Source organism: Massilia sp. 05N420 (genome assembly GCF_056397205.1).
In genome coordinates this window covers 22,789-34,381 of sequence record NZ_JBFTMX010000053.1, presented here as the reverse complement: position 1 = coordinate 34,381, position 11,593 = coordinate 22,789, and the positions used below count along the sequence as shown (strand labels likewise).

Below are 11,593 nucleotides of genomic sequence, written 5' to 3'. Positions count from 1 at the left end.
CGGCATCTCGGGCGCCATCCAGCACCTGGCCGGCATGAAGGACTCGAAGACCATCGTCGCCATCAACAAGGATCCGGAAGCGCCGATCTTCTCGGTGGCCGATTACGGCATCGTCGGCGACCTGTTCGAGGTCGTGCCGGCGCTGGTCAAGGAACTGGGCTAAGCTCACAGCGTCGTCCCCGCGCAGGCGGGAACCCAAGTTCGTGGCGTATCACTAGCGTTTGACGCAGTCGCTGCATATAAAAACCTGGGTTCCCGCCTTTTTCACGACCTACAATTGACGTATACGTAAAACGAAACAAAGGAGACCACGGTGAGCTACAACGCCCCCCTGAAAGATATGCTGTTCGTGGTGAACGAACTGGCCAACCTGGCCGAGATCAACCAGCTGCCCGGCTGCGAAGACGCGACCCCGGACACCGTCGAAGCGGTGCTGGAAGAGAGCGCGAAATTCTGCGGCGGCGTGGTCGCCCCGCTGAACCATTCCGCCGACAAGGAGCCCAGCTTCTGGCACGACGGCCAGGTCACCACCTCGAAGGGTTTCAAGGAAGCCTTCCGCGGCTTCGCCGAAGCCGGCTGGCAGGGTGTGCAGCACCCGGCGGAATTCGGCGGCCAGGGCCTGCCGAAGCTGGTCGCCACGCCCTGCGTGGAGATGCTGCACGGCGCCAACCTGGCGTTCGCCCTGGTCGCGCTGCTGACCGACGGCGCCATCGAAGCCCTGCTGACCGCCGGCAGCGATGAGCAGAAAGCCCGCTTCATCGAGCCGCTCATCAGCGGCAAGTGGACCGGCACCATGAACCTGACCGAGCCGCAGGCCGGTTCCGACCTGGCCGCCGTGCGCACCCGCGCCGTGCCCCAGGGCGACGGCACCTACAAGATCTTCGGCACCAAGATCTTCATCACCTACGGCGAGCACGACATGGCCGAGAACATCATCCACCTGGTCCTGGCGCGCACGCCGGACGCGCCTCCGGGCGTGAAGGGGATCTCGCTGTTCATCGTGCCGAAGTTCCTGGTCAACGAAGACGGCTCGCTGGGCGAGCGCAACGACGCCCACTGCGTCTCGATCGAACACAAGCTGGGCATCAAGGCCAGCCCGACGGCCGTGCTGCAGTTCGGCGACCACGGCGGCGCCATCGGCACCCTGGTGGGCGAGGAAAACCGCGGTCTCGAATACATGTTCATCATGATGAACGCGGCCCGCTTCGGCGTCGGCATGCAGGGCGTCGGCCTGGCCGAGCACGCCTACCAGCAGGCGGTCGCTTTCGCGAAAGAGCGCGTGCAGTCGCGCGCCGTCGAAGGCTCGAGCGGCCCGGTCGCCATCATCAACCACCCCGACGTGCGCCGCATGCTGATGTCGATGCGTTCGCAGACCGAGGCGGCGCGTGCGCTGGCCTATGTGGGCGCGGCCTACAGCGACCTGGCGCACAGCCATCCGGACGAGTCGGTGCGCAAGGCCAACCTGGCGATCTACGAATACCTGGTCCCGGTCATCAAGGGCTGGTCGACCGAGATGTCCGAGAACGTCGCCCGCGACGGCGTGCAGGTGCACGGCGGCATGGGCTTCATCGAAGAGACCGGCGCGGCCCAGCACTACCGCGACGCCAAGATCCTGACCATCTACGAAGGCACGACCGCGATCCAGGCCAACGACCTGGTGGGCCGCAAGACGGCGCGCGACGGCGGCGCGGTGGCGAAATCCATCATCGCCCAGGTCCGCGCCACCGAGGCTGCACTGGCCGAGCGCCAGGGCGCCGCGCATTCTGCCGATTTCGCCGCCATCCGTTCGCAACTGGCGGCCGGCAGCGCTGCGCTGGAGCAGGTGGTCGACTTCGTGGTCGCCAATACCAGGCTCGAGCCGCGCGCCGTGTTCGCCGGCAGCGTGCTCTACCTGAAGCTGGCCGGCATCGTGCTGGGCGGCTGGCAGATGGCGCGCGCGGCCCTGGTGGCGCAGCAGAAGCTCGACGCGGGCGAGGGCGATGCCGCCTTCTACCGCGCCAAGATCGGCACCTCCCGCTTCTTCGCCGACCACGTGCTGTCGCAGGCGGGCGGCCTGCGCCATGCGATCGTCGAGGGCAGCGCCGGCGTGCTGGCGCTGGACGTCGAGCAGTTCTGACCGGAGATCGGCGCCGCCCGGCGCCATCGGCTTCGAAGGCGGCGCTTGCGCCGCTTTTTTTCGATTTGTCGCCTGCGCCGGCGCCAATCGACAAGCTGTGGCGAGCTTCCCGAGCGCTGAGCCAGACACCGGCGCATTTGAGAAATCCTAAAAGTCGGCGGGCCCACCTGTCCAGAATCGGAACTGATCATCCACCGACAGGAGCTCCCATGGTTTCTTTCCAGTCCTGCACGAGTTTCCGGCTGTCCATCGCCGCCGCGGCGCTGTCCGCCCTGACTGCCTGTGGCGGCGGCGGCTCGTCGACGCCGGCCACCGACCCATTGCCGCCGACCCCGCCGACCATCCCCGACCCGCCCACCAATCCTCCTCCTCCGCCGCCTCCGCCGCCGACCACGCCGCCGCCACCTGCCGATCCGGCACCGCCGCCCGACATCAAGCTCGCGGCGGGCTACACCGACATCAACGCCGCCGAGCGCCTCAGCCAGGCCCATTGGTCGGCCTGGCCCAGCACCGGGACCAGGATCGTCGACGGTGTCGGCTGCGCCACCAGCGAGGCCTACCACATCCATTCGATGCTCTCGATCTACCGGGATGGGGTGCGCCTGCAGGTGCCGGCCAACATCGGGATCACCAGCTGCCACTACGACCTGCACACCCACGACATGACGGGAGTGATCCATATCGAGACCCCGGTGCCCAAGGTCTTCACGCTGAGGCAGTTCTTCTCGCTATGGGGGCAGCCGCTGAGCGCCGCCCAGGTCGCCGGGCTGGCGGGTACGCCGACCTTCTACGTGATCCAGAATGAAAAGCCCACGCGCGTGACGACGGATCCCGCCGCGATCACGCTCGAGCCTCACAAGGAGATCGTGATCGTCGTCGGTACGCCGCCGGTGGAAGTGCCGCGCTGGAACTGGGCTGCCACCGCCCTGTAGACCGAGGGCCGGGCGCCGCCACCCTTCAGCCGTAGGCGCCGCCCGTGTAGAGGAGGTCGAACAGGCGTGACAGCACCGCGATGACACCGGTGGCGCCGACCAGCATGGTCAGCACCAGCAGCACCGCGAGCGGCCAGTTCGAGCGCGATGCGCGGCCGGACGAGGCGTTGAACTTCGCGTCCCATTTCTAGGCCGCCGAGGAGGAAGGCGAGGGCGGTGGCGAGGGTCTTGTTCTTGTGGTTCGACATCGACTGCTGAACTCGGCTTGTTGTTGTGAAAAGGAAAGATTGAAGTATCGTCCAAAACGGCCGCGGAAGCAGCATTTTTCGTGGCTTTCGGCGGTGCTTGCCATGCGCCGGGCAGCCGTCGATGTAGCGTTGTTGGGAAAAATAGGCGATAATGCTGGATTCGGCCGGTCTGCGCGCCGGGTTTTTATTTTTTTGACAAACGCTTGCTGAGGCACGGCGCGGCGCGCTATAATCGTCGGCTTTCTCCGTCCAGCACAATTTTTTGGAAATATTATGGTCGTTATTCGTTTAGCTCGTGGTGGTGCCAAGAAGCGCCCGTTCTACAACATCGTTGCAACCGACTCGCGCAACCGTCGCGATGGCCGTTTCATCGAGCGCATCGGCTACTACAACCCGATGGCTTCGGGCAAGGAAGTTGGCCTGAACATCACCGCTGACCGTCTGGCTTACTGGCAAGGCGTTGGCGCACAACTGTCGCCGACCGTTGCTCGCCTGGTCGCTGGCCAGCAAGTCGCTGCGTAATTAGTCCCCGCACTAATTACCAAGTCTGCGAAAGTTTTACTGGTTTGACCGATTCAATAGCAATCCCTGACGACCTGGTACAGGTCGGGCACATCACCGGCGCCTACGGGATCCGGGGTGGCATCCGCATCGCGCCGTACTCGGCGGATGCCGATGCGCTGCTGAACGTGAAAACCTGGTGGCTCGACAAGCCGGCGCTGCGTCCCGTGCAGGTGCGCAGCGCGAAGTACCATAGTGGCGATGTGACCGCCACCCTGGTCGATGTCACCGACCGCAGTCTCGCCGAGGCCCTGAAGGGTGCCACGGTGCAGGTGTCGCGGGCGGATTTTCCGGAACTGCCGGAAGACGAATACTACTGGTCGGACCTGATCGGCCTGGATGCCGTGAACCTGCAGGGCGAAGCCCTCGGGAAGATTGCCGACATGATGAGCAACGGTCCGCAGTCCATCCTGCGCATCGTGCCGGACCTGAATCCGGATATGCCCGACGCCAAGCCTGAAGAGCGCCTGGTGCCTTTCGTGGACCAGTACGTCAAGACCGTCGACCTGAAGGCAAGACTGATTACCCTGGACTGGGGCCTGGATTATTGACCCCATCCTTCTGAAGCGAGATCCCGATGCAGTTTGACGTCGTGAGCTTGTTTCCCGAGATGTTTGCCGCGCTGACGCAGTCGGGTGTGACCCGGCGCGCGCACGAGCAGGGCTTGTGGAACCTGTCGATCTGGAATCCGCGCGATTTCACGCAGGACCGCCACCGCACCGTGGACGATCGCCCCTATGGCGGCGGTCCCGGCATGGTGATGCTGGCCAGGCCCCTCGAAGCGACGATCGCCGCGGCAAAGCAGCGCCAGATCGACCTCGGCCTGCCGGCGCCGCGCGTGGTGTTCATGTCGCCGCAGGGCAAGCCGCTGACGCACGAGCGCGTGATGGCGCTGAAGGACGAGCCCGGGCTTGTCGTGCTGTGCGGCCGCTACGAAGCGGTCGACCAGCGCCTGCTGGACCGTTGCGTCGATGAAGAGATTTCGCTGGGCGACTTCGTGCTGTCCGGCGGAGAATTGCCGGCGATGGCGCTGATGGATGCCGTGGTGCGCCACATCCCGGGCGTGCTGGGCGACGATGCCTCGGCGGTCGAAGACAGCTTCGTCAACGGCCTGCTGGATTCGCCGCATTACACGCGTCCGGAAGTGTATGAAGGCGTGGCCGTGCCGCCCGTGCTGATGGGCGGCAACCACGCAGAGATCATGAAGTGGCGTCGCCAGCGCATGCTGGAGGCGACCGCGAAGAAACGGCCCGATCTGCTGGACAAGGCGCGCAGCGCCGGTCAGTTGAGCAAGGCCGACGAGAAGTTCCTGGCAGGGCTGGACAAGGCTGCCGAATAGAATTGCATCATGTTGGTGCAACGGCGGGTAGTACAACCCGCATGTTTTAATTCCATCCTCTACCGGGCAACCTGGTACAGCGCCGGCACGATGGTCATTGGAGTGTTAAAAATGGATCTGATCCAGCAACTCGAGCAAGAAGAAATTGCGCGCCTCGGCCGCAATATCCCTGATTTCGCACCGGGCGACACCGTTGTCGTCAGCGTCAACGTCGTCGAAGGCAACCGCAAGCGCGCCCAGGCATACGAAGGCGTGGTCATCTCGCGTCGTAACCGCGGCCTGAACTCGAACTTCATCGTTCGTAAGATCTCGTCGGGCGAAGGCGTCGAGCGTACCTTCCAGCTGTACTCGCCGCTGATCGCTTCGATCGAAGTGAAGCGTCGTGGTGATGTGCGCCGTGCGAAGCTGTACTATCTGCGTGAGCGTTCGGGCAAATCGGCACGTATCAAAGAGAAACTGCCGACCCGCAAGACCGCCGCTGCCGCTCAGTAATAGCGTTAGTAGCTTGAAAAAGGCATCCGCAGGGATGCCTTTTTCTTTTCCGGAGAAGCCTTTTGGTAAAACTGCATCTCGATCCCCAGCGCCTGCCCGTCGACTCGATCGCCGGCGAAGCCGCGCTGCCGCCGGAGCGCCTGCGCGCCGACTGGCTGCGCCAGCGCCTGGCCCATCCGCCGGCGTGGATGCCCGAGCTGCCGAACGACTTGCGCGAGCGCTTCCCCAAGCTGCGCCGCGCCGCCGTGCTGGTGCCCATTGTCCAGCGCCCCGAGGGCCTGACGGTCCTGCTGACCCAGCGCACCGCCCACCTGAACAACCATGGCGGCCAGATCAGCTTTCCCGGCGGCAGTGCCGAAGAGCTGGATTCCTCGTCCATCGAAACCGCCCTGCGCGAAACCGAGGAAGAGATCGGCCTGGCGCGCCGCCACGTCGAGATCATCGGCGTGCTGCCCGACCACATCACCGCCTCCAGCTACCTGGTGACGCCGGTGATCGGCCTGGTCACGCCGCCCTTCGAACTGATCGCGGAATCGAATGAGGTCGCCGAGATCTTCGAAGTGCCGCTGTCCTTCCTGATGGACGGCATGAACCACCAGCGCATGTCTTTCGAGCTGCCGGAAGGGGCGGGCAGGCGCAGCTTCTACGCCATGCCTTACGAGCGCTTCTTCATCTGGGGCGCGACGGCCGGCATGCTGCGCAACCTGTTCCATTTGCTGCGAGCTTAAAAATTCAGCGGATCCGTATTTGATTGATTGCGTCCACTGCGCTATCGTAGCGGGCAATGAAGTCTGGCAACAATTCAAAGGAACGTGAATGACCTTTTTCTCCATTCTGTGCGCGCTGCTGATCGAGCAGTTGAAGCCGCTGCGCGCGGATAACCAGATCTACGCCGAGATCAAGCGCTTCGCCATGCGCATCGAAGCCTGGTTCAATGCCGGCCAGGTGAGCCATGGCCGGCTGGGCTGGTTCCTGATGATGGGCATCCTGATGGTGCCGACCGCCGTCATCTACTGGGTGCTGATGTACTACGGCTTCGTGTTCGCGGCCTTTGCCTGGAACGTGCTGATCGTCTACCTGACCCTCGGTTTCCGCCATTACAGCCATTACTTCACCTCGATCCAGTTCGCCCTGAACGCCGGCGACGAGCCCACCGCGCGCACCCTGCTTGCCGATTGGACCAAGGTCGACACGGTCGGCATGGACAGTACCGAGATCGCCCGCCTGGCCGTCGAGAAATCGCTGATCACGACCCACCGCAACGTGTTCGGCGTGTTCTTCTGGTTCCTGATGCCGCTGGGCCCGGCCTGCGCCGTGATGTACCGCGTGTCCGAATACCTGGCGCGCGCCTGGAACGAGCCCGACCACATGCGCAACGAGGCCTTCGGCCAGTTCGCGGCCCGCGCTTTCTACTGGATCGACTGGATTCCGGTGCGGCTGACGGCGATCGCCTTCGCCGTGGTCGGCAATTTCGAGGACGCGATCTATGCCTGGCGCAATTTTGCCGGCCGCTGGGCCGACGAGTCGAAGGGCATCATCCTGGCGGCCGGCGGCGGCGCCATGGGCGTGCGCCTCGGCTCGCCGAACGAGACCGCGCCCCGGGTCCTGCCGGCGGACGCCGCCACCGTCGACCTCTCCGACAGCGAGGCCGACGTGCTGCCGGGCGAGGAGCCGAACGTGCGCGCACTACAGAGCACCGTCGGCCTGGTCTGGCGTGCGCTGTTATTATGGATGCTGCTCCTGCTCCTGCTTTCCGGCGCGGTCTTGCTTGGTTGAACACTCCCGGAAGAGGACGAGGCTGTAAAGTCTCGTCCGCAGGTCTTCTATAAGATATAATACTGGGGTTGTTCTCATCCACGCTTCATGTTTCAGTAAGCCGCACTATGGCCGATTTACCGCAAACCGGGAAAGAACACGCCGACGAATTCTTCATTCTCGGCGTAACGAGTAAGGGCAKGCAGTTCCGCCCGAGTGACTGGGCAGAGCGTCTGTGCGGTGTCATGTCGTGCTTCCGGCCGGCGGGCAGCGGCGGACCGAATGCCCACTTGAAGTTCTCTCCCTACGTCCATCCGACCATCGTCAACGGCGTCAAGTCCGTGGTGGTCAATAACGCCCTCAAGAATGTCGAGCCCCTGGCTTACCACTTCGTGGTGAACTTTGCCAAGGACAACGACCTGCAGATGGTCGACGCCTGCTACGTCCCGCCGCCGGGCGAAAAGAAGCCGAGCGCCTGATAAGGCCGCCATGGCGGCGTTGCGCCGGCTCGCCGTGCTTGCGTACTGTCTTCGTCCGCGCGCCTTGCCCGGGGCGCTTTCTCAGGCGCTCGGTATCCTATTCCTGATTTGCGGTGCTAGAATGAGCGCTTGACGACGGAGGATGCCATGGAAGTCGGCAAGCTCAGCACTACGGACACCGTCTGCTGCTCCCGCGACGAGAGCGTGCAAGGTGCGGCCTTCCTCATGCGCAAGCACCATGTCGGCGACCTCATCGTGGTCGACGAGCCGGACGGCGAGCGCATACCCGTCGGCATCGTCACCGACCGCGACATCGTGGTTTCCGTCATCGCCCTCGGCCTCGATCCCCTCGGCCTGCAAGTGGGCGACATCATGACCGACGATCTGCTCACCGCCGGCGAAAACGACGACATCTACGCCACCATCGAGCGCATGCGCCTGCGCGGCATCYGGCGCGTGCCGGTCGTGTCCGACAGCGGGACGCTGGCCGGCATCGTCAGCGCCGACGATCTCCTGACCTTCCTGGCCGAGGAGATGGAAGAGCTGTCGCGCATCAGTCCCTACCAGCAACAGCACGAAAGGCGGGCCCGGCAGTAAAAACCAGCCTGCGAGGCCTGCTCAGTTCCCGGTAATTTGCAACTAACCGACAGGGGGCTCGACGTTGACAAGCGGTAAGCCAGCCCTAAGTCGGCCTCTGTTACCATGCTGTGCTGTCGCGCAAGCCTTGTGCGGCAGACATGACAGACAGATACTGACAGACGGGGTGACATGAGCTCGAGCTTCCTGCAGCGCGGCGTGGCCGCATATGTGATCGTCGGCGGCCTGGCCTTCGTGGCCGCCGCGCCGGCCTGGTCCCAGCTGGCGCCCAGTGCGCCGCCGAACGCGGCCCGGCCGAACGCGGCCCCGCCGATCGCGGCCCGGCCGAAAGGCGTGGTGCAGGGGCCCTCGGTCGAGGGCATCACCGAATACCGGCTGCCGAACGGCCTGAAGGTGCTGCTGTTCCCGGATTCCTCGCGCCCGACCGTCACCGTCAACGTCACTTACCTAGTCGGCTCGCGCCACGAGAACTACGGCGAAACCGGCATGGCCCACCTGCTGGAGCATCTGATGTTCAAGGGCGCGGCCAGGCACCGCGACATCGTCCAGCAATTCTCCAACCGCGGCATGCAGTTCAACGGCACCACCTCGCTGGACCGCACCAATTATTACGAAGTCTTCCAGGCCTCGCCGGAAAACCTCCAGTGGGCGCTGGAGATGGAAGCCGACCGCATGACCCATTCCTTCATCGCCAGGAAGGACCTCGATTCCGAGATGACGGTCGTGCGCAACGAATACGAGAACGGGGAGAACTCGCCCGGCGCGGTGCTGATGAAGCGCATGCAGAGCGTCGCCTACGACTGGCACGCCTATGGCCGCGCAACCATCGGCAACAAGAGCGACATCGAGAACGTCAAGATCTCGAACCTGCAGAATTTCTATCGCACTTATTACCAGCCGGACAATGCTGTGCTGTTGGTGGCCGGCAAGTTCGACCCCAGCCAGACCCTGCGCTCGATCAGCAAGCTGTTCGGCGCGATCCCGAAACCCAAGCGCACGCTGCCGGAATTCTGGACCGTCGAGCCGACCCAGGACGGCGACCGCAGCTTCACCGTGCGGCGCCAGGGCGACGTCCAGATCGTCGCCGTGGCCTACCACGTGCCGTCCGGCCTGCACGACGACAGCGACGTGCTGAGCTTCTCCTCGACCATCCTCGGCGACGTGCCGACCGGCCGCCTGCACAAGCTGCTGGTCGAGACCGGCAAGGCCAGCCAGGTGTTTTCCTTCGCCCAGACCGGTTACGCGCCGGGCCTGCAGTACTTCGGCGCCGTGGTGAAGAAGGGCGAGCCGATCGAGCCGGTGCGTGCAGCACTCACGGAAGCGGTCGAGGATTTCAGCAAGCATCCGCCCACGCCCGAGGAGATGCAGCGCACCAGGCTGTCCTACCTGAACAGCATCGAGCGCAGCCTGAACGACCCGCAGCAGGTGGGCGTCGCGCTGTCCGACACCATCGCCCTGGGCGACTGGCGCCTGTTCTTCGTCGGACGCGACAAGGTCGAGAAGGTCACGGCCCAGCAGGTCGCAGAAGTGTCGGCCCGCTACTTCAAGCGCGACAACCGCATCACCGGCACCTTCCTGCCGGACGATCAAGCGCAGCGCGCCGTGATCCCGCCGGCGCCCAGCGTGGAAAGCCTGCTGAAGGACTTCAAGCCGCAAGCCTCGACCCTGAGCGCCGAGGACTTCGAGCCGAGCCAGGCCAACATCATGAAGCGCACGACGCTCACCACGGCGGGCGGCGTCAAGCTGGCCTTGCTGCCGAAGAAGAACCGCGGCCAGACCGTCACGGTCGACCTGCGCCAGCACTTCGGCGACGAGCAGAACCTGTTCGGCAAGGGCGCGGTGCCGGGCCTGACGGCGGCGATGCTGACCCGCGGCACGACCAGGTATGACCGCGTGCAGCTGGCCGACGCTTTCGAAAAGCTGAAGGTGGCCGGCGGCCTGACCCATTTCCAGACCACCCGTGAGAACCTGCCGGAAGCCTTGAAGCTGGTGGCCCACGTGCTGAAGGAGCCGAGCTTCCCGGCGGCCGAGTTCGAGCAGCTGCGGCAGCAGTCGCTGGTGGCCCTGGAGGCCAGCCGCGCCGAACCGCCGAACCTGGCTTCGCGCGCCCTGAACGAGCATTTCGACATCTATCCGAAGGGCGACGTCCGCCACGAGACCACGCTCGACGAGGACATCGCTGACATCAAGGCTGCGACCCTGGACCAGTTGAAGGCCTTCCACCGCGACTACTACGGCAGCAATCCGGCCGAGCTGGCCATCGTCGGCGACTTCGACGACAAGGCCATCGTGCCCCTTGTCGACCAGCTGTTCGGACAGTGGAAGGCGCCAATGCACGTGGCGCCCGTGCTGCGCAAGTATGCGGACATCAAGCCCATACATGAAACGTTGAACGCGCCCGACAAGGAGAACGGGTTCTACGCCGCGCGTATGAATCTCGACCTGAACGTCGACGATCCCGACTACCCGGCGCTGATGCTGGCCGATTACATCTTCGGCGGTGGCGGCGGGCTGAAATCGCGCCTGCTGGACCGCATCCGCCAGAAGGAGGGCCTGTCCTATGGCGGCGGTACCCAGCTGTCGGCGGGCGAGTGGGACCGCGCCGGCATGTTCGGCATCAGTGCCATCGCCGCGCCGCAGAACCTGGCCAAGGTCGACGTCGCCGTGCGCGAGGAGCTGGCGCGCGCGCTCAAGGATGGCTTCACTGCTGCGGAACTCGCCGGGGCCAAATCCGGTCTCATGCAACAGAGGGTCCAGAACCGCGCCGACGACGGCACGCTGGCGGCCGGCTGGACGTCCTACCTGTACCGCGACAAGACCTATGAATGGTCGGCCGATTTCGAAAAACGCATGATGGCCGTCACCTTGCCCCAGCTGAACGCTGCCTTCCGCAAGGCCATCGACCCGGCGAAATTGTCGGTCGTCATGGCCGGCGACCAGGCCAAGGCCAAGCCGGCAAAGTAGGCTGAGCCCAAATGAGCCTGAACGGGCCCCCTCGGGCCCGAGGGGGCCCGAGGGGGCGCATGAATGCAACACTCAGCCGTTTAGAATTTAAAGAAATGGTTGAGATACTT

11 protein-coding genes and 1 pseudogene are annotated in these 11,593 nt (G+C 64.5%); all 12 read left to right on the top strand.

Annotated elements, in window-relative coordinates; all coding sequences use genetic code 11:
- A pseudogene (locus AC1DIX_RS24630) lies at nucleotides 1-163 on the top strand (electron transfer flavoprotein subunit alpha/FixB family protein); the annotation flags it as partial.
- 150 nt (nucleotides 164-313) lie between these two features.
- Nucleotides 314-2,116 (top strand): acyl-CoA dehydrogenase, encoded by a 1,803-nt coding sequence (locus tag AC1DIX_RS24625; RefSeq protein WP_477328020.1) that lies wholly within the window; start codon nucleotides 314-316, stop codon nucleotides 2,114-2,116.
- A gap of 209 nt (nucleotides 2,117-2,325) precedes the next feature.
- The gene (locus AC1DIX_RS24620; RefSeq protein ID WP_477328019.1) at nucleotides 2,326-3,048 is read left to right on the top strand and encodes a hypothetical protein; all 723 of its coding nucleotides are present in this window, start codon (nucleotides 2,326-2,328) and stop codon (nucleotides 3,046-3,048) included.
- Between the two features lie 521 nt (nucleotides 3,049-3,569).
- The gene (gene rpsP, locus AC1DIX_RS24615; protein WP_442124608.1) at nucleotides 3,570-3,818 is read left to right on the top strand and encodes a 30S ribosomal protein S16; all 249 of its coding nucleotides are present in this window, start codon (nucleotides 3,570-3,572) and stop codon (nucleotides 3,816-3,818) included.
- Nucleotides 3,819-3,874: 56 nt separating this feature from the next.
- On the top strand, nucleotides 3,875-4,408 hold the full coding sequence (gene rimM / locus AC1DIX_RS24610) for a ribosome maturation factor RimM (protein WP_442124613.1): 534 nt from the start codon (nucleotides 3,875-3,877) through the stop codon (nucleotides 4,406-4,408).
- 26 nt (nucleotides 4,409-4,434) lie between these two features.
- Nucleotides 4,435-5,196, top strand: coding sequence for a tRNA (guanosine(37)-N1)-methyltransferase TrmD (trmD, locus tag AC1DIX_RS24605; RefSeq protein ID WP_442124607.1), 762 nt, complete (start codon nucleotides 4,435-4,437; stop codon nucleotides 5,194-5,196).
- Between the two features lie 111 nt (nucleotides 5,197-5,307).
- On the top strand, nucleotides 5,308-5,688 hold the full coding sequence (gene rplS, locus AC1DIX_RS24600; protein ID WP_258844539.1) for a 50S ribosomal protein L19: 381 nt from the start codon (nucleotides 5,308-5,310) through the stop codon (nucleotides 5,686-5,688).
- 62 nt (nucleotides 5,689-5,750) lie between these two features.
- Complete coding sequence (locus AC1DIX_RS24595; protein ID WP_442124606.1) at nucleotides 5,751-6,416, top strand: CoA pyrophosphatase; 666 nt, start codon at nucleotides 5,751-5,753, stop codon at nucleotides 6,414-6,416.
- 88 nt (nucleotides 6,417-6,504) lie between these two features.
- Nucleotides 6,505-7,464: a CobD/CbiB family protein gene (locus AC1DIX_RS24590; protein ID WP_477328018.1), complete on the top strand. Its 960-nt coding sequence runs from the start codon at nucleotides 6,505-6,507 to the stop codon at nucleotides 7,462-7,464.
- A 107-nt stretch (nucleotides 7,465-7,571) separates the two neighbouring features.
- A complete protein-coding gene (locus AC1DIX_RS24585) occupies nucleotides 7,572-7,922 on the top strand; it encodes a DUF3579 domain-containing protein (RefSeq protein ID WP_477328017.1) in 351 nt (116 codons plus the stop codon).
- Nucleotides 7,923-8,051: 129 nt separating this feature from the next.
- A complete protein-coding gene (locus AC1DIX_RS24580; protein WP_477328016.1) occupies nucleotides 8,052-8,519 on the top strand; it encodes a CBS domain-containing protein in 468 nt (155 codons plus the stop codon).
- 171 nt (nucleotides 8,520-8,690) lie between these two features.
- On the top strand, nucleotides 8,691-11,483 hold the full coding sequence (locus AC1DIX_RS24575; protein WP_477328015.1) for a M16 family metallopeptidase: 2,793 nt from the start codon (nucleotides 8,691-8,693) through the stop codon (nucleotides 11,481-11,483).
- Nucleotides 11,484-11,593: the final 110 nt, after the last annotated feature.

What these genes read in the sequence shown, in the direction of transcription:
- AC1DIX_RS24620 (WP_477328019.1), top strand. Translation starts at nt 2,326, where the DNA reads ATGGTTTCTTTCCAGTCCTGCACGAGTTTCCGGCTGTCCATCGCCGCC.
- rpsP (WP_442124608.1), top strand. Translation starts at nt 3,570, where the DNA reads ATGGTCGTTATTCGTTTAGCTCGTGGTGGTGCCAAGAAGCGCCCGTTC.
- trmD (WP_442124607.1), top strand. Translation starts at nt 4,435, where the DNA reads ATGCAGTTTGACGTCGTGAGCTTGTTTCCCGAGATGTTTGCCGCGCTG.
- rplS (WP_258844539.1), top strand. Translation starts at nt 5,308, where the DNA reads ATGGATCTGATCCAGCAACTCGAGCAAGAAGAAATTGCGCGCCTCGGC.
- AC1DIX_RS24590 (WP_477328018.1), top strand. Translation starts at nt 6,505, where the DNA reads ATGACCTTTTTCTCCATTCTGTGCGCGCTGCTGATCGAGCAGTTGAAG.
- AC1DIX_RS24575 (WP_477328015.1), top strand. Translation starts at nt 8,691, where the DNA reads ATGAGCTCGAGCTTCCTGCAGCGCGGCGTGGCCGCATATGTGATCGTC.